The sequence below is a fragment of the Pontibacter roseus DSM 17521 genome (genome assembly GCF_000373265.1).
Lineage (GTDB): Bacteria > Bacteroidota > Bacteroidia > Cytophagales > Hymenobacteraceae > Pontibacter > Pontibacter roseus.
Genome location: NZ_KB890765.1, coordinates 25,118 through 43,437, shown reverse-complemented (window position 1 = coordinate 43,437; position 18,320 = coordinate 25,118). Strand labels below are relative to the sequence as shown.

The 18,320-nt window shown below is 54.2% G+C and carries 15 protein-coding genes; 7 read left to right on the top strand and 8 right to left on the bottom strand.

Annotation, left to right across the window (positions count from 1 at the left end):
- Positions 1-35: 35 nt before the first annotated feature.
- Positions 36-1,178 carry a hypothetical protein gene (locus B051_RS0111635; protein ID WP_245539615.1) on the bottom strand — a complete coding sequence of 381 codons (1,143 nt, stop codon included), beginning with the start codon at positions 1,176-1,178 and terminating at the stop codon, positions 36-38.
- A gap of 67 nt (positions 1,179-1,245) precedes the next feature.
- On the bottom strand, positions 1,246-2,355 hold the full coding sequence (locus B051_RS21225; protein ID WP_018478372.1) for an alkaline phosphatase family protein: 1,110 nt from the start codon (positions 2,353-2,355) through the stop codon (positions 1,246-1,248).
- A gap of 554 nt (positions 2,356-2,909) precedes the next feature.
- On the opposite strand from B051_RS21225, the gene B051_RS0111625 reads away from it, so the two are divergent.
- Positions 2,910-3,656: a phenylalanine 4-monooxygenase gene (locus tag B051_RS0111625; protein WP_018478371.1), complete on the top strand. Its 747-nt coding sequence runs from the start codon at positions 2,910-2,912 to the stop codon at positions 3,654-3,656.
- A 147-nt stretch (positions 3,657-3,803) separates the two neighbouring features.
- Here B051_RS0111625 and B051_RS0111620 read toward each other — a convergent pair whose 3' ends face one another.
- Positions 3,804-4,475: a hypothetical protein gene (locus B051_RS0111620; protein WP_018478370.1), complete on the bottom strand. Its 672-nt coding sequence runs from the start codon at positions 4,473-4,475 to the stop codon at positions 3,804-3,806.
- Between the two features lie 84 nt (positions 4,476-4,559).
- Positions 4,560-5,756 (bottom strand): CaiB/BaiF CoA transferase family protein, encoded by a 1,197-nt coding sequence (locus tag B051_RS21220; RefSeq protein WP_018478369.1) that lies wholly within the window; start codon positions 5,754-5,756, stop codon positions 4,560-4,562.
- 898 nt (positions 5,757-6,654) lie between these two features.
- Here B051_RS21220 and B051_RS0111610 point away from each other — a divergent pair.
- The 6 genes from B051_RS0111610 (at position 6,655) to pncA (ending at position 13,645) form a co-directional block, all read left to right on the top strand.
- Positions 6,655-8,088: a DEAD/DEAH box helicase gene (locus B051_RS0111610; RefSeq protein ID WP_018478368.1), complete on the top strand. Its 1,434-nt coding sequence runs from the start codon at positions 6,655-6,657 to the stop codon at positions 8,086-8,088.
- Positions 8,089-8,464: 376 nt separating this feature from the next.
- Positions 8,465-10,927, top strand: a complete 2,463-nt coding sequence (locus B051_RS0111605; RefSeq protein ID WP_169336210.1) for a TonB-dependent receptor domain-containing protein — start codon at positions 8,465-8,467, stop codon at positions 10,925-10,927.
- A 169-nt stretch (positions 10,928-11,096) separates the two neighbouring features.
- Entirely contained in the window at positions 11,097-11,675 is a 579-nt protein-coding gene (locus B051_RS0111600) for a sugar O-acetyltransferase (RefSeq protein WP_018478366.1), read from the top strand.
- Positions 11,672-12,112 (top strand): GNAT family N-acetyltransferase, encoded by a 441-nt coding sequence (locus tag B051_RS0111595; RefSeq protein WP_018478365.1) that lies wholly within the window; start codon positions 11,672-11,674, stop codon positions 12,110-12,112. The genes B051_RS0111600 and B051_RS0111595 overlap by 4 nt, the downstream gene beginning before the upstream one ends.
- A 110-nt stretch (positions 12,113-12,222) precedes the next feature.
- Positions 12,223-12,954: a PIG-L deacetylase family protein gene (locus B051_RS0111590; protein ID WP_018478364.1), complete on the top strand. Its 732-nt coding sequence runs from the start codon at positions 12,223-12,225 to the stop codon at positions 12,952-12,954.
- A gap of 79 nt (positions 12,955-13,033) precedes the next feature.
- Positions 13,034-13,645 carry a bifunctional nicotinamidase/pyrazinamidase gene (gene pncA / locus B051_RS0111585; RefSeq protein WP_018478363.1) on the top strand — a complete coding sequence of 204 codons (612 nt, stop codon included), beginning with the start codon at positions 13,034-13,036 and terminating at the stop codon, positions 13,643-13,645.
- 155 nt (positions 13,646-13,800) lie between these two features.
- On the opposite strand, the gene B051_RS0111580 is transcribed toward pncA, so the two are convergent.
- The 4 genes from B051_RS0111580 to argS all read right to left on the bottom strand — a co-directional run bounded on the left by B051_RS0111580 (position 13,801) and on the right by argS (position 18,319).
- A complete protein-coding gene (locus B051_RS0111580) occupies positions 13,801-14,748 on the bottom strand; it encodes an aldo/keto reductase (protein WP_018478362.1) in 948 nt (315 codons plus the stop codon).
- An 85-nt stretch (positions 14,749-14,833) separates the two neighbouring features.
- Positions 14,834-15,766, bottom strand: coding sequence for a 1,4-dihydroxy-2-naphthoate polyprenyltransferase (locus tag B051_RS0111575; protein WP_018478361.1), 933 nt, complete (start codon positions 15,764-15,766; stop codon positions 14,834-14,836).
- A 78-nt stretch (positions 15,767-15,844) separates the two neighbouring features.
- Complete coding sequence (locus B051_RS0111570; RefSeq protein ID WP_026236350.1) at positions 15,845-16,438, bottom strand: glutathione peroxidase; 594 nt, start codon at positions 16,436-16,438, stop codon at positions 15,845-15,847.
- Positions 16,439-16,528: 90 nt separating this feature from the next.
- Positions 16,529-18,319: an arginine--tRNA ligase gene (argS, locus tag B051_RS0111565; RefSeq protein WP_018478359.1), complete on the bottom strand. Its 1,791-nt coding sequence runs from the start codon at positions 18,317-18,319 to the stop codon at positions 16,529-16,531.
- Position 18,320 lies beyond the last annotated feature (1 nt).

Below are 18,320 nucleotides of genomic sequence, written 5' to 3'. Positions count from 1 at the left end.
ATGAGCCGCAGCCTGCCTGCTCTCATCGCGTTTTTTTATTGCAGCCCTTTCACCGCCACATAGGCTTTCTGGTTGTTCTCCCCCACCCGCACAATCTCGTTCTGGAACTTCCTGGGGTTGTTAATGACTTTATAGAAGTTATCGAGGTACTTCAGCGACTGCCTCAGGCTGCTCTTGCTAAGCGGTTCGCATTGCTGGTACACCGCATAAATAGGTGTGCGGTAGGAGTTGAACGTGTTGATGACCTCCCGGTAGATGTTCTCAGGGAAATCATACCCGCGGTAGAGTCGTTGCTGCACCGTGCTGATTCCCAATTCAGGGGGAGGCATGGCGTAAGGCGCGCCCACGATGCCGGCATAGTCAAAGTCGAAAGGAACAGGTATAGGAGGCGCCAGTGAGTCGGCAGAAATCAAGTCGATGTTGTGTCGGAACGGGACCGACCAGTCGGTATTGCCTATCATGTACTGGAAAACGGCTAATCGGGCCATGGCACGTTCGTCTGTCCTGTCCATACGGAAAACCCGCTTCTTCGGCAACAGTTTGGCGTGGCTGCGTTTGGCCATCTCCTTGTCGTCTTCAATCAGGAAGGCGTATCGATGCTCGGCTTTCCGCTCCCCCTGCGCGTCCACGTACTCCACTTGGCAGAGCCGCACCCGGAAGCTCTGCTCCGTCAGGACATTGTATACCTTGTACACCAGGTACTCCCGCAACACGTACTCCTCTCCCACACAGTGCGTCACCAGCTTCACTTTGTTCACGTGCTCAAAGAGCGACCCGCCGGTGGTTTTACGGGCGAAGTTCAGCATGATGGGCGGGAAACGGCATACCGAGGGGTCCCGGCGGCGGTTGCCGCGCACCATCACCTTCAGGCTCAGCGACACCGTCTGCCCGGCCGAGTCGGTATAGGACAAGGTGGCCGGATGGTAGCCCCGCTCATCTCCCCTGTCGCGCAGCAGCCGCTGGTAATCCGTCACGAGCTTGAGCTTAAGGACTTCACCTCCTGTGAACAGTGGATTCTCTTTGGCTATACCTGCCTCCTCAACAGGCACTGCCCCATCAGCTGCGTCTGCCAACGACTGTCCTTGTACCGACTGCCCCAACAGGAGAGCCCATGCCAGCAGGTATAACCTCCAGCGCGCAAAGCACCTGGAGAGGCCGGTTAACTTCAACTGAGACATGGGTACGTGGTTCTTGGTAAGGAAGCGGGAAACGCGACAATGGTATGGCAGAACCGGACTCTTAACTTTAGAGTCCTAGCTGCTTGCGGGTCTTGGCTGAGAATAGCTCTTTGATGGGCTTTCCCTTCAGTACGGTGATGTCGAGTTTTGTTTCAAGCCGGACAGAGTCTTTCCGGGGTGTGAGGACCGTATCTGCCATGGAGAACTGCACCACAGTGGTGTCGATGTGTGGCACCAACACAACTGAGTCCATCTCAAAGTTGAGCAGGCGCGCTACGGTGGGCGCAATGTCTATGAGCGTATGCCGGTTCTGAATCTGGATTTTCCTGAAATCGGGTCCAAGCGCCAACAGGAAAATCTGTTCGCAGCCGGCACAGTTGTCGCCATGCTCCGTCCAACCCCCGTCTATGCCATCCAGGTGCCGGCCGTGGTCAGTGGTAACGAGCAGCGTGGTATTGCCTCTGAAGTGCTTGTCCTTGCTTAGAAAGTCCCAAAGCTGCTGCACATACCGATCGCTCCTGGCGATGCCTCTCAGGTAGAACTTCTCATTGGCCGCATGGGCATACCCATCGGGTTCCATGAAGTTGATGAGCATCAGGTTGGGTTTGTGCGTTTTCAGTACTTTCAGAGCCTCCACCAGCGTTAGCGAATCTGCACGGTAGCCCGTGCCAGGACCGTTTTTCCCCGCGTTCACAGACGGCTGGAAGCTCCCTTTCCAGTCGGGGCGTTGGGTATCGGCCAGGATATGCAGCTTGTCTTTGCTCGATACAATCCAGGCGGCGGTTGCCGGCTTGCCCGATTGTTTCAGGAAGTACTGGAAGATAGAGGGATTGGCAGGTAGTTCGTCTCCATAGTTATTGATGGGCTGGTTGACGCCCGTCGTGATGGCTGCATGGCCGGAGTTGGTATAGGTATAGGCGTCGTTGAAAAACTTAGATAGAAAGCTGCCGTTGCTCTTGAGCGTGGTGGACATGTGGGGTATCAAGCCCGGCGCGGCGCCCCACGTCTCTGACCACCTGACGCCATCAATCACCACAATGATGACATACTTTGTGCGCAGCGGCCTGGTATCGGAAGGCGGAGCCGTAAAGGCCAACAGGAGAAAGATACCCATAGCGACCAGCCACCTGTACTTGCTGTAGCCTACCGCACCGCCTGCCTGCACCCTTGCTCCCATACCTTTAAGAATAAAAAAGCCTCACGCCTCGTATTTCTTATATACGCAGACAGGCTGAGTTCAGGCATTTCAACAAATCAGAGTCGAGCAGGTATGGCCTGCGGCGGCAAGTATGGGTTACATATGAAAGCTGAAACGATGCATGCGTTAGTCACAGAATACAGGTATAGCAGCACAGGTGCCACATCGCTTTTTCTGTTTTCCTAAAATAACCTTGCCATAAATTTTGCGTTACTGATGGAATTCGCTTTATTGCGTATACCAAAGACCACATGCATACACCGGCAGCCATAGCGACTCTTTCCCTTCCCAAGCCATTTGGCCTGGAGCTGCTGCTTGCCGTTTCCTCTGATTGCTATCGCGCTTACTATTATGGCTCCGGTTATTATTACCGCTGCTCCGCTGCGCTCGCTCAGGCAATCAGGATGGTTACACATCGTACATAAAGGACAACCCAGACAGGCACCTCCTACTGATATAACTGAAGCAGAGCGAAAGCTCTGCTTTTTTCATTTTATACCCTTTCTATTTAAAAAACCAAGAACAACACAGCCATGAACCTGACACAGAACTACAGCAGCTACACCCCCGAGAACCACCAGGTATGGACCCTCCTATTCGACCGGCAGCTACATAACCTCCCAAACAAAGCCATACCTGAGTTTCTGCAAGGCTTGCAAAAAGTGGGCTTCAGTCGGGAACGTATACCTGACTTCCATGAAATCAACCAGAAACTGAAGCCGCTTACCGGCTTCGAAGTCGTAGCCGCGCCCGGCATCGTAGACGACGCGCTGTTTTTCCAACTTATCGCCAACAAGCAGTTCCCGGCCACGGTGTGGGTGCGCACCATGGCCCAACTCGACTACCTGGAGGAGCCCGATATGTTCCATGACGTGTTTGGCCACGTGCCGCTGCTCACCATTCCAGTATACTGCGAGTTCCTGGCCAGGCTATCAGGTATGGCGCTCCAATACTTGGACCGCCCCGACATCATCGACCGTCTGACGCGCATCTACTGGTACACGATTGAGTTCGGACTGTTCCGGCAGCCAGGCCAGAAGGCGAGAATCTATGGGGCGGGCATCCTTTCCTCTGTGGGCGAGAGCAAACTGTCCGTGTCAGACGAGAGCGTGAAATATGAGTTTGACGTGCAGCACATCCTGGACACCTCCTACATCAAAGAGACCTTCCAGAGCCAGTACTTCTGCATCAGCAGCTTTGAGCAACTGCTGGAGAGTCTGCCTGCCATTGAGGAGCAGTTGGCAAAGCTACGGGAAAAGGAGATGGAGCCGGCTGCCTGATGAAACAACAGAGATGCTGCTTTGAAATGTGATAAGCAGACTGCTGAATCAGTCTTGCCTGCTGATGTTGCCATACCGAACGCAGTGAGAAGGTTGGAATAAGGGGCTATGAAAACCCAGACCTCCCACTGCGTTCGGAATGACAGGTTAGTTGGTCAGTTCGTGGCTAATCATGAAACCCAGCTTGCGTGGCCTGGAAAGCTGTGCGTTCTCCAGTTTCTGCTTCAGCGTGATTTTCTCGATGTCGCTCACGTCCTGCCCCATCAGGTCGTTGTTGACGGCGGCAATCATGGCGCTCTCCACTATCAGGCGCAGTATGTCGTCGGTGATGACGTTGCTGGCGATGCGCTCATAGGGCAGGTCGAGCTGCTTGACGCCTTCAATGCAGAAGTGCTTCTCTATGTCTATCAGCATGCGGCCTACGAGGTAGCCCGGGTCATCGAGGCGGTTGTACTTGATGGTGTCTGCCATGAAGTTGTAAGCCATGATGTGACCAAAGAACCTCCTTCTGAAGTCCTCCTCGATGTAGTCAGTACGCATGATTTCATAATCGTCCGGGAAGGTGATGATATTGGAGTGCATCACGAACATGAGCAAGTCCCCTGAGAACTTGATATGAAACTCCAGGTCGCTTACGTGGCGGTACTCTATCACTACATCTGCGTTATGTTTAGTGATGCGTTCTGTCAGCTCCGCCACAATCTCTACCGAAATCTCCTTCATGCGCTCGAATGTCTCTTTCGTGTTGCGGTAGATGGCTTGCTTGGTGGCGGACTTCTGTTGCAGGCCGCCTATGATATCATCGAGTCTATCTTTCATACGGGTAAGGGTAATTCTGTCTTTAAAACGAATTTATTTTTTACTCTATTCCACGGCAAATAGTTATTCAGGCTAGATTTCCTGTCAACCACCTGCTGAGTCGTTGGGCGCTAGGGCAGCGGCTTCATCTGCGGGAAGTCCAGCCAGGTGCTCTAGCACGTGAGCATTATCCTGGGCATAGGCGGGCGGTGGCGTAATGGCAGCGTTGCCAGCTATACCTGTACCTTTGAAAGCCACCTGCCGCACGCCAGGCTTTGCATCAGGGTGAAGCAACATCATTTCCCGTGCCTGCGGCAAGCTGAATACTTCTGCCACACTGTTTACGGCTCCTGCCGGCACATGCTGTTGGTGCAGCGCCTGCAGTAACGCCTCACGGTCTTGCTGCTCAATGTATCTGGCCAGCTCCTGGTTCACGGCGTCGCGGTGTTGTACCCGTGCCTTGTTGGTGGCATACCCTGCATCAGTGGCCAGCGCAGGTGCGCCTAGCACGTCGCACAACCGCTTGAACTGCCGGTCGTCGCCAATAGCCAATACCAACGGTTGGCCGTTTTTGTCTGTAAACACACTGCCATAAGGCACGATATTCGGGTGTGCAGAGCCCATGCGCTGCGGGTTGTGACCCGCCACCAGGTAGTTAGTAGCCTGGTTCGCCAACGCCGACACGGCCGCCTCCAGCAACGATACCGTCACATATTGCCCTTTCCCGGAATGCGTCCGCTGGTACAGGGCAGTCAGTATAGCTTCTTTGAGTTGATGAGCCGCCAGGATATCAACCAATGCGACAGGCATTTTGGTGGGAGGCCCGGCATGCTCTCCGTTCATGTACATAAAACCACTTTCCGCCTGCACCACCGCATCGTAGCCCGCCCGGCTGTCGTGGGTGCCGTAGCCAGTGATATGCGCGTAAATCAGCGGCGGATTCAGCTGACTGAGGGTATGGTAATCTACCCGCAGTTTCTCAGCATCACCGGGTTTGTAGCTTGCTAGCACCACGTCTGCCTTGGCAACCAGTTCATGCAGCGCTGCCAGCGCAGCGGGCTGTGTAATGTCCAACGCGACAGCGTGTTTGCCCCAGTTGGCAGCGGCGAAATACGCCGACACATCGGTGGCAGCTTCTTCCGTGCTGAGCTTCCAGGTGCGAGTGACGTCCCCTCTGGTGGCGGCGTTCTCCACCTTGATGACGGTGGCTCCCAGTTCCGCGAAGAATTGCCCCACGCTTGGCCCGGCCAGCACACTGGCCAACTCCACCACCAGCAAATCTTTGAAAACAGGAGCGTTCATACGTTGTATATGAGTTATGATAAGTCAACCACTATGCTATACCTGAGGCTGTCGCTCTAAATTAGCAAAAGCAGCTTTTTTGTCCTTATTCTATACCTGGTTTTGGGCAAAAACCTGCTTTTACCTTATTAAACTTTCTGAAAATACAGGTATGGCTTCAAGAGCTGGCAAAAAACAGATGAGCTGCGGACCGATTGTCCGCAGCTCATCTGTAGGGTGCTATACCTGCCGGTTTTCCCGGAGCCGTCAGTAGAAAGGAGAAAGCAGGGCATCAAAAAAGGGCAGCGTCTCCGGTTGGAAAGGCAGCCCTTCTATGTATATGAAGTCAAGGAGTCGCTGTTAAATCAGCATAAATATAGCATTGACGATATTCACGCCGAGTAAGAGGTAGAAATTTGGTGATTCTTGTATAGCTTTTTTCATGACAGAATTTAAAGTTTTTTAGTCTTTTATGTTTCGGTTTATGTTATCCGTGGTGTTGTTGGTTTTTACGCCCCTTCAGGAGCAATTGTTTCAACAAAAATATCAAATATTCTATGCAAAACAAATTATATATAAATATAATACCATGTTTTCAGAAGCAATTTGCCATTCCTGCTGCTCAGGACAAGTATTTTACACTATATAGCCTTTGTAATATATATATGACGTTTTATATGCCATAACAATTATATATAGCCATATTTCTATTTGTCATCTAAAGGCGCTGCAATATTAATATAAATTTCCATACATATTTAATAATTTTTCACATTTTTCTTAAATAAGGTATAAAAAGTGTATCTTTACCCTTATAAAGCGGTTTTTGAGAAACTGCTTTAGGTAAATTAAAACTATTAGAACCTTGGATTTTCGTTCATTCAACTTACACGACGACGTCATCACTGGCATCGAGTCAATGGGCTACAATACGCCCACCCCAGTGCAGCAGCAGGCCATTCCCATTATATTGGAGAGTAAGGACCTCATCGCCTGCGCCCAGACCGGAACCGGCAAAACAGCGGCTTACCTGCTTCCTCTCATAGACCGGATTTCACACGCCAACTTCGGCTTCACCAGCACCCTGATATTGGTACCCACCCGCGAGTTGGCCAAGCAGATTGACGAGCAGGTGGAAGGCCTGGGCTACTTTGCCCCGGTGAGCTCCATCGCCATTTATGGTGGCAGCAAGGGAGACGAGTGGGAGCAGCAGAAGCGCGCGCTGACCAGCGGCGCCGATATCATCATCGCGACGCCTGGCCGCCTGATGTCGCACATGGCCATGGGCTATGTGAAGCTGGACCAGCTGAAGTACCTGGTGCTGGACGAGGCGGACAAGATGCTGGACATGGGCTTTATGGATGACATCCTGAAGATCGTGCGCTCGCTGCCGCAGGAGCGCCAGACGCTGCTGTTCTCGGCGACCATGCCTAAGAAAATACGTGACCTGGCCCAGCAGATTCTGAAGGAGCCGGAACAGGTGAACCTAGCCATCTCCAAGCCTGCCGAGGGAATTGACCAGCGCCTATACCTGACCTACGACAACCAAAAGCTGCCTGTGCTGGAGCACCTGATTCGGGAGTTGGACGTGCAGAGCATGATAATCTTCACCTCCCGCAAATCCAACGTGAACCAGATTGTGCGCTCGCTGGTGAAGATGGGCTTCCCGGCCGAAGGCATCAGCTCCGATCTCACGCAGGAGGAACGCGAGAGGGCCTTGCAGGGCTTCAAGAACAAGAAATACAAAATACTGGTGGCGACCGACATCCTCTCCAGAGGTATAGACATCGACAGCCTGAGCCATGTGCTCAACTTTGATATGCCGCAGGATGCCGAGGATTATGTGCACCGCGTGGGCCGTACGGCCCGTGCCGCGTCCACAGGTATGGCCATTACGTTTGTGAACGAGAAGGACATGTACCGGGTGCGCAAAGTGGAGCAGCTGATTGAGCGCGAACTGCCCAAACTGCCGTTGCCCGAAGGTTTCGGAGCAGCCCCAGCCTATGACCCGACCCGCCGCTTCGATGACAAAGGTGGGAGAGGAGGCAGCCGGCCAGGTGGCGCAAGCCGTTCGGGTGGTGCCAGCGGCGGCGGAAGGGACCGTAGCCGTTCCAGAGGTCCGAAGCCCGAGAGGACAGGTACACCCCGCCGGGAGGGAAACGACCGACCTCCAAAGTTGGCTAACCATAGCCCACGACCGGAAGGCGAAAGAGCGCCTCGTGCGGAGGGCCAGGAAGCCGGCAGCAAGCCGAACCGCAACAAAAGCCGCAACCGGAACAGAAACCGAAACAAGCCGTCCAACCCGAACCCGCAGGGCAGCAGCCAACAGGTTCCGCAGGATAACAACCAGTAACAGTGAAAGAGCCGCTCCCAAGAGCGGCTCTTCTCGTTAGCGCCTATACCTATACCTATACCTATACCTATACCCTCCTGTTTCCCGCCCCTGCTCATTGTTAAACAAAAGTTAAAATAAGTTAAAATCAATTCATTTTCTTCTATATAAGGAATCTTTCGACTATTTTAGCTCCCGCATTCCCGCTACCAGACCACCCGCTACTGGCGAACTGACGCAGTTTTCTCCTACTTAAGAGTATAACAGCTTGAATACCAATGTTGCAACACCTTGCCTGCAGCAGCCAGCCTATACCTTAAAGAAGAGCATGCCTATAGGCCCTGCGCCACAGCGCATGAACAAGTTTATAAAACATCCAACCATACACATTCACAGCATGAAACAAACGTTACTCTTGGCGCTCCTGAGTTGCCTGGCACTTACCTTTTCTTTTGCGCAGTCTCCTTCCCCTGCCGTCTCTCCAACCGGTACCATCAAAGGCGTTGTAGCCGACTCGACTAGCCAGGCCGCGCTGGGTTATGTGACGGTGGTGGTGCAGGAGGCGGGCAAGCCGCAGGCCATCAAGAGTACGTTTACCAAAGAGAACGGCACCTTTGAGCTGACCGGACTGCCTGAAAAGCAGTATCAGTTGGTCCTCTCCTATGTGGGCTACAAAACCCGGATGCTGCCGCTGCCGGCATTTTCCTCCTCCACCATTGACCTAGGCAGGCTATACCTTGTCTCCTCTGCCAACCAGCTCAAAGAGGTGCAGGTGGTGACGGAGAAGCTGCTGGTGGAGCAGGACATCGACAAACTGACCTATAACGTGGATGCCGACCCAGAGAGCCAGACGATGACCGCACTAGACATGCTCCGCAAGGTGCCGCTGCTCACCGTGGACGCCGAGGACAACATCAAGCTCAATGGCAACAGCAACTACCGCGTGCTCGTCAATGGCAAAACCTCGTCACTGTTCGTGCGCAGCCCCAAGGACGTGTTCCGCAGCATGCCCGCCAACACTATCAAGAGCATCGAGGTGATTACCAACCCACCGTCAAAGTACGAGGCAGAGGGTGTGGGTGGCATCATCAACATTATTACGCACAAGAAGAGCCTCGGCGGGTACAACGGCTCCATCAACCTGAGCGCCAGCAGCCCGAAAGGCTCCAACATAGGAGGTTACCTCACGGTGAAGACAGGCAAACTCGGTTTCTCTGGATACTTCGGGAGAGGCACCCACTACAACCCGACCAATAGCAGCAACCTGTTCCGCGAAGACAAAATCCGCCAGACTACCCTGAATCAGTTAGGTGAGAGCAAGGGCAACAACACCTTCCAGTACTTCAGTGGCGAGTTCAGCTACGAGATGGACACCCTCAACCTCCTCACGGCCAACTACAGCGTGAACCTAAGCACCGGCAGCGGCAACTTCACCCAGAACGTCGAATTCCTGAATGCCGCCGGCGAGCTCACCCAGGCCTACCGGCGCCTGAACAGGAGCACCAACCGCTGGGAAGGCAGTGACTTCGGGCTGGACTACCAGCGTACCTTCAAAAAGAACAAGGAGCAGCTCCTGACGCTGTCCTACAAGCTAAACAACAGCGGCAACGGCAGCGGCACAGACTTCATATTGCAACCCCTGCTCAACTACGAGGGACAGGTGAGCCAAACGGACAACGACGGCGGCTCTACCGAACACACCATGCAGGCCGATTACGTACAGCCCATCAAAAAGCAGACGCTGGAGCTGGGCGTGAAGACCATCTTCCGCCTTAACAGCAGCGACTACTTCTACAGCAACCAGAACCCTGAAACAGGCGATTACGTGCTGGACCCTAACCTGAGCAACAACTTTGATTACCGCCAGGACATCTACGCCGCCTATACCTCCCTTAGTCTCAAAAAAGGCGATTGGGGACTGAAAACAGGGGCGCGCCTGGAAGAGACGAAGATTGACGCTAACTTCAAATCCTCCGGCACCCTGGCCACGCAGGACTATTTTAACCTGATTCCCAACATCACGCTCTCGCGCAAGCTCAAAGGGGCCAGCACCATGCGCCTCTCCTATACCCAACGCATCGAGCGGCCGAGCCTGTACTACCTCAACCCCTACGTGAACCAGGTGGACCCGCGCAACATCAGCTATGGCAACCCGGAGTTGGAGGCCGCCACCAACAACGTCCTCAACCTGGCATACAGTACCTTTGTGAAGGGCTCCTCTATCAATGCCAGCGTGTTTCATAACTTCACCAACAACTCCATCCAGAGCTTCACCACCCTGGGTGCCGACACGGTGGCCCGCACCACGTATGGCAACATCGGCCGTAACCAAACCTACGGCTTCTCGCTGAGCGGCAATACCACTCTCTTCAAGAGACTGAGCATCAACCTGAACAGCACCACCAACTACGTGAAGCTCACCAGCATGATTGATGGCCTGCCGCAGGACAACGAGGGCTTCACCTACAACCTGTTCGGCTACACCAGCTACCGCTTCGAGAAAGGCTGGCGCGCCAGCGGCAACATTGGCTACAGCTCTTCTCGCATCCTGCTGCAGGGCCGCTCGGCCGGCTACATCTGGAACAGCCTGTCGGTGAACAAGCAGTTCCTGAAGGACAACAAGGCGAGCATCAGCTTCTCCGTCAACAGTCCTTTCCAAAAGAACCGTCGCTTCTTCAATGAGATAAACGACCCGCGCTTCACCCAAAGCCAAGAATCCTACTATGCGATGCGCCGCTACAGCCTGGGTTTCAACTACCGGTTCGGCAAACTGAAAGGCGACATCGCCCGCAAAAAGCGCGGCATCAAAAACGATGACATGAAAGCAGGCGAACAGCAAGGAGGCAGCGGTGCGAATTAAGCAGCAATTCAATAAGAGCCGCCGGTGAGGCGGCTCTTGCCGCTCTCAGACGGTGAATGAAAGAACAGGTACACTGTTGGGAGCAGGTATACCCAAATCAGTTTGACGATGTTTGCGTCTGTACCCGTATACCTTACCTACTTCTGTTCAAGTGAACTGATAACCACGCATGAAGACCGAGAAAGAAAAAATGCTAGCGGGAGAACTGTATGACCCGCTGGACCAGCAACTTGTGGAGGACAGACTGAGGACGAGGCTGCTCATCAAGGAGCTCAATGATTCCAGAGAGGACCAGACAGAGGAGCGTACCCGTGTCCTGCAGCAGCTGATTCCCCACGCTGGTGACGGTCTGTGGCTGCAGCCGCCCTTTTACTGCGACTACGGCTACAACATACAGGCTGGAGAGAAAGTGTTCTTCAACTTCAACTGCGTGGTGCTCGACGTGACGCAGGTCACCATCGGCAGCAGGACGCTCTTCGGGCCCAACGTGCAAATCTACACGGCCACACATCCCATGAACCATCAAGAACGCGCATCGGGAGTGGAGTTTGCCAAGCCCATCTCCATCGGGGAAGACGTTTGGGTGGGCGGAAGTGTCGTCATCTGCCCTGGCGTAACCATTGGAAGCCGCAGCGTGATTGGCGCCGGAAGCGTGGTCACCAAAGACATACCTGCCGACGTCTTCGCCGCTGGAAACCCCTGCAAAGTGATTCGACAATTGGACCAGCAGGAAGACGAACAGGTATGATCAGGCCTTACACGAAACAAGACAAGGAGGAACTCCTATACCTGCTGCGCCTCAACACCCCGCAGTATTTCGCGCCAGCCGAGGAGGCGGACTTCCTGCTATACCTGGACCAGCACCTGGAACACTATTTTGTGGTGGAGGACGGAGACAAAGTCATCGGCTGCGGCGGTATCAACTATTTTCCTGAGGCCGGTCTTGCCCGCATCTCCTGGGACATCATCCACCCCGCTCACCAAGGCAAGGGGATTGGCAGACAACTCCTAGCGCACCGAATCGACGTGGTAAGAAGCAACCCGACCATTAGGCTTCTACAGGTCCGGACGACGCAATTAGTCTACCCCTTTTATGAAAAAATGGGCTTTGCGTTGGAAAAAGTGGAGAAGGATTTTTGGGCCGAAGGATTCGACCTCTACAAGATGCACCTGCCCCTGCGGTAGCTTCTCCAGCCTCCCTCTCTCGACCCTTTGCACACGAGCAGCATCGGTACAGGCTCCTTTTCCGTTTAGGTATGCTGAAAGCGTTTCCATACCTCTAACCGAAAAAGCCCATGCGCATCCTCTACATCTTCCCGCATCCCGACGATGAGTCTTTTGGTCCTGCCCCGGTCATGTGGCAGCAACTGGAGCAGGGCCATCAGGTATACCTGCTTACGCTTACCCGGGGCGGCGCCACCAAGGTGCGGCATGAACTGGGGCTGAGCGTGGAGGAGATGGGGCAAGTCCGGTACAAGGAGATGCGGGAGGTGGAAAAGGTGCTGGGTCTCACCGGTATGACGGTCCTGGACTTGCCCGACAGCGGCCTGGCGCAGATGGACCCGCGCGAGATTGAGCAGGTGGTGGCGGCGCACATCCGGCAGGTGCAGCCACAGGTGGTGGTATCTTACCCGGTGCACGGCGTGAGCGGCTTTCACGACCACCTGGTGATGCACGCCGTGGCCAAGCGCGTATACCTGGAGCTGAAGGACAGCGGTGCCGATTACCTCAAACGCCTCGCCTTCCTGACGCTGCCCAACAAGACGGATCATTTCCGCCAAAACGGACAGTTCATCCTCAAACACAGCGCATCCGAGCTTATCGACTGCCAGGTTCATCTACGCCCTCAGGATATCGAGGTATTCAAGAAAGCCCTCAGTTGCTACGCCACCTACCAAGGTACCATTGCTCAATCCGGCGTAGTGGAGGCCATTGGCGATACCGTATACTTCGAGATTTTCAACGAAAACCACCAACCTCCCCTGACTACCCTCACTGCTGGAATAGAGGAACCCACTCAGGTATAGCTGGTATGGTTTTAGGCAGACATTCGTTACCTTAGCTCGAGCATTAGATAAAAAGATAAGGCTATACCTGACACACCAGATGAGAGTACTTCTGCTAATCGATATACAGCATGATTTTCTGCCGGGTGGCGCACTGGCCGTCCCGGAAGGGGACCGCATCATCCCCCTGGTCAACCAGTTGCAACCGCACTTCGATTTGGTGGTGGCGACACAGGACTGGCATCCGCCGCACCACAAGAGCTTCGCCTCCAACCATGAAGGCAAAAACGTTTTTGAAACAACCGAGCTGCTGGGACTTGAGCAGGTGCTGTGGCCTGACCATTGCCTGCAAGGCACCCCCGGTGCGGATTTGGCTACTGAGTTAGAGGCACACCGCATCGAGGCCATCTTCCGGAAAGGCACCAATCCCGAGATTGACAGCTACAGCGGCTTTTACGACAACGGCCGGCTCAAATCCACAGGGTTGGCAGATTACCTGCGCGGCAAACAGACGAAGCAGGTATACCTGGCCGGTCTGGCCGGAGACTACTGCGTGTACTTCTCCGCCAAAGACGCCTTGCACGAAGGCTTTGAAACTTTCCTGATTGAAGACGCCTGCCGTCCCATCAATCCGGAGGGCTTTGAAGCAGCCAAACAGGATATCCTAACGAACGGTGGCCGCATCATCCAGAGCAGCGACTTGTTACAATAGCCATACCTGATTTACTTGCTGCGCAGGTCCTTTCATCAGCTATACCTTGCAAGCCTAGGTCAGGCTACGAAACTGAACATCCTGCTTTAAAAGCCCAAACCGACAAGAGTCGCTCCCATGGAACGGCTCTTGTCAGTTTAGGCTATACCTGTCCATTAGTAGGAACTGGCTTCGTCCAGCTTCTTGATGGCGGCTTGGTCCAGTTTCAGGCTGGCTGCCTTCAATAAGTCTTCTAACTGCGCTGTTTTGGTAGCACTGGCAATGGGAGCCGTAATGCTCGGGCGCGCCATCAGCCAGGCAAGCGACACACTGGCCGGAGTGGTACGGTACTGGTCAGCCACCTCATCCAGCGCCTCCAGGATGCGAAAGCCGCGCTCGTTCAGGTAGCTTTTTACACCCTGTCCTCGCGGGCTCTGACCCAGGTCGGCCTCAGAACGGTATTTGCCCGTCAGGAAACCGCTGGCCAAGGCATAGTAGTTGATGACGCCCAGACCGTAGCGCGTGCAGATGGGTTCAATTTCTTTCTCGTAGTCCTCTCGGTCGTACAGGTTGTATTCTGGCTGGAAACTCTCGTAGCGCGGCAGGTTGTTTTGCTCGCTCGCCTGCAGCGCCTGCTCCAGCCGCTCGGCGCTGAAGTTAGAGGCCCCGATGGCACGCACTTTCCCTTCCTGTATGAGTTTGGCGTAAGCTTCCAGTGTTTCCTCAATTGGTGTCTCCGGGTCGTTGTAATGCGACTGGTACAAGTCAATGTAATCCGTCTGAAGCCGCTTCAGGGATGCCTCCACTTCCTGCCGAATGTAGTCTTTGCCCAGGCCACTGTTGTCGCCGAGCTTGGCGCCGACTTTGGTTGCAATAACGATTTGGTCCCGGCCGCCGCGCCGCTTCAGCCAGTTGCCAATAATAGTCTCAGATTCGCCGCCCTTGTTGCCAGGCACCCACGAGGAGTAGGAGTTGGCCGTATCGATGCAGTTAAAACCGGCCTCTACAAAGGCATCCAGCAACTTGAAGGAAGTTGGCTCATCGGCTGTCCAACCGAACACGTTTCCACCGAATATTAGAGGCTCTATCTCGAGTACAGAATTACCAAGCTTGCGCTTTTCCATGTTTCCGAATTAAAAGGTAAATACCTACTTACGGAAGCAATGGTCTCAGGGTATAGCAGCAGGTATAGCCATTGGGGCGTTTCCGCTATACCACCTGCCCAATGCCGAAGAGCAGCACGAACAGCATGGTCGTGATAGCCATCTGCTTCAAGTATGGGTCTAATTCTTGGGAGGTCTGTTTCTTCCAGACATTTAGGCCATTAATAACCACCAGCGGCACCGCCAGCAGGAACAGGAACTGCCAGGCACTGTAGAAATTGAGCAGCACGTAGAGCAAAGCGCTCACTACGCCACCCGCCAACAACAGCAAGTGGTAGATGCGGGCGCGTCTCGGACCTATTCGAACAGGTATGGAGTATTTACCGGCCAGTTTGTCGGAATGAATGTCGCGGATGTTGTTCACGTTGAGCACGGCCGTAGCGAAAAAGCCACACACCATAGCCGGCAGTATTACCACGGCCTCCAGTTCCTTCGCCTGCAGAAAATATGTACCCAACACGCCCACTAAGCCGAAGAAGAGAAACACAAATACGTCGCCCAGACCGGCGTAGCCATAAGGCTTGGAGCCTGCCGTGTAGTTGATGGCCGCCCAGATAGCCGCTAGCCCCAGCCCCAGGAAGATGAGGAACAGCACCAGACCGCCTGTTCCGAAGGCTACCCATAAGAGCAGGAGCCCCGACACCAGCGACAGTAGGCTGAATACTGCCATACCTTTCTTCATCTGCTCCGGCTTGATGTGCCCCGCCTGCACGGCTCGTTTTGGCCCCTCACGATGCACACTGTCGGCACCGTGCAAGGTATCCCCATAATCGTTGGCCAGATTGGAGAGGATTTGCAGCAAAAGCGTGGTGAGCACACAGAGCGCCACCACCGTGCCGTTGAAGGCACCATGCGCCGCAGCTATAAAACCACCCATACCAATGCAGGACAGGGCCAAAGGCAAGGTACGTGGCCTAAAAGCGGAAATCCAGGCCTTCAGCAGACCTGGATTTCGGTTGATATGTTCGGTTGTATTCAAGGTATGTCTTAGAAAGCTCCATCGCAAGTTACTATTTTGCCGGCACTTTCAGGCAAAAGCCCTTTGCTTGAGGTTAATCTACTGGATGGCTGCCAGGATTTCCTCGCCCATCGGCTTCACCTTGGAAGGGTAGAAAGCGACCACTTTGCCGTTTTCGTCCACCAGGTATTTGCTGAAGTTCCAGCTTGGCTCCTCCCCGTCCGGGCTGTGCTTGGCAAGCCACTGGTACAGCGGGTGCTGGTCATCGCCTTTCACGGAAATCTTCTCCATCATCTGGAACGTCACGCCATAGTTCTTTTGGCAGAAACTGGCGATTTCCTCCTCAGAGCCCGGCTCCTGACCACCAAAGTTGTTGGCCGGGAAGCCCAGTACCACCACCTTGTCGCCATGCGTCTCGTGCAGCTTCTGCAGGTCAGCATACTGGGGAGTATAGCCGCATTCCGAAGCCGTGTTCACCAGCAGCACCTTTTTGCCCTTGTACTGAGAGAAATCAACTTCCTTGCCGTCAAGCGTTTGCATCTTGAAGGTGTGGAAACCAGCAGTCTGAGCCGTTTCTGTTGTTCCTGTTGCCATTGCGTCTGTCTTTGTTTGGGTGGAGTTCGACCCTCCGGAGCAGGCCGTCGCTATACCTAATACAAGCCCTACGGCCAAAAGTTTTGTGCTACGCTTCATTTCAGTTCTCTATAAGGTATGGAAATATGGCTGATAACCTGTACTGGGTGGTTTTGTTTTGCAGATGCCTGAAGCTTCCCGAGCTATACCTTACATCCGCTCCGGCACCTCGATGCCCAGTAGGCCCATGCTCTCGCGCACGAAACGGGCCACCATGGCGGACAGGGCAATGCGGAAGTTGCGGGCCTGCTCGTCCGTCTCATTGAAGATGGATATTTCCTGATAGAAGCGGTTGTAGGCTTTGGCCAGTTCGTAGGCATAGTTGGCGATGACCGACGGGGCGTATAGCTTGCCAGCTTCTTTCACTACCTCCGGGTAGTTCACCAACTGCACAATCACCTCCTGCTCTGCCTCGTGCAGGTTTTTGAAATCGTTGAACGATGTCGCTTCCACCGCTATACCCATTTCAGCGGCCTTGCGCAGGATAGCCGAGATGCGGGCATGCGTGTACTGCACAAACGGACCGGTGTTGCCCCGGAAGTCAATGGACTCCTGCGGGTTGAAGAGCATGCGCTTCTTCGGGTCTACTTTCAGCAGGAAGTATTTCAGAGCGCCCATAGCCAGGGTATGGTACAGCTGCTGCGCCTCGTCTGGTGTGAAGCCTTCAATTTTACCCAGTTCCTCGGTCTGCTGCCGAGCCGTGTCAACCATCTCCTGTACCAGTTCATCGGCGTCCACCACGGTGCCTTCCCTGGATTTCATTTTGCCCGATGGCAAGTCCACCATGCCATAGGACAGGTGGTAGATGCCTTCGGCGTATGGTTTGCCTAGTTTCTTGAGTACCGCCTTCAGCACCTGGAAGTGGTAGTTCTGCTCATCGGCCACCACGTATACCGACTGGTCATACGGGAAGTCGTTGTACTTAAGCTCAGCCGTTCCCAGGTCCTGGGTGATGTATACCGACGTTCCGTCCGAGCGAAGCAGTAGTTTCTCGTCCAGGCCATCATCTGTCAAATCCACCCAAACGGAGCCGTCTGGTTTCTTGAAGAACACGCCTTTCTGCAGACCTTCCTCCACGCGCTCCTTACCCAAGGTATAGGTCTCGGACTCGTAGTAGAATTTATCGAAGTCAACGCCGATGGTACGGTAAGTCTGGTCAAAGCCGGCATATACCCAGCTGTTCATCTGTCTCCACAGCGACACCACTTCCTCGTCGCCCTGCTCCCATTTCTGCAGCATCTCCTGCGCCTCCAGTATGAGCGGGGCTTTCTTCTTGGCCTCCTCCTTGTCCATACCTTGCGCCACCAACTCGTCTATCTGCTCTTTGTAGGCCTTGTCGAACAGCACGTAGTATTTACCGGCCAGGTGGTCGCCTTTCATGCCGCTGCTCTCAGGCGTCTCGCCGTTGCCTAGCTTCTGGTACGCCAGCATGGACTTGCAGATGTGGATGCCGCGGTCGTTCACCAAGTTGGCCTTCATCACGTTGTGGCCGTTGGCCTTCATGATTTCCGCCACCGAGTAGCCCAGGAAGTTGTTGCGCAGGTGGCCCAGGTGCAGCGGCTTGTTGGTGTTCGGCGAAGAGTACTCCACCATCACCTTTCTGTCGGATTCCTGCGCCTTGCCATGGTTTGGATTGGTCATCAGGTCCCGAAAAAGGCGTACCCATACCTGCTCTTCTATCTCCAGGTTCAGGAAGCCCTTCACCACGTTGTAGTCCTTCACCTCAGCGGCATGCTCTTTAAGATGAGCGCCCAGGGCCTCCCCTATCTGCTCGGGGCCTTTGCCGGCCTGCTTGGTATACGGGAAGGTGACGAAGGTAAAGCTGCCGGCGAACTCCTTGCGGGTGGGCTGCAGGCTGATGCCAGAAGCATCGACAGAAAGGTTGAACAAAGCCTGCAGGGCCTGGCTGATGCTCTGGCTAATAGCGGTTTGAAGTTGCATT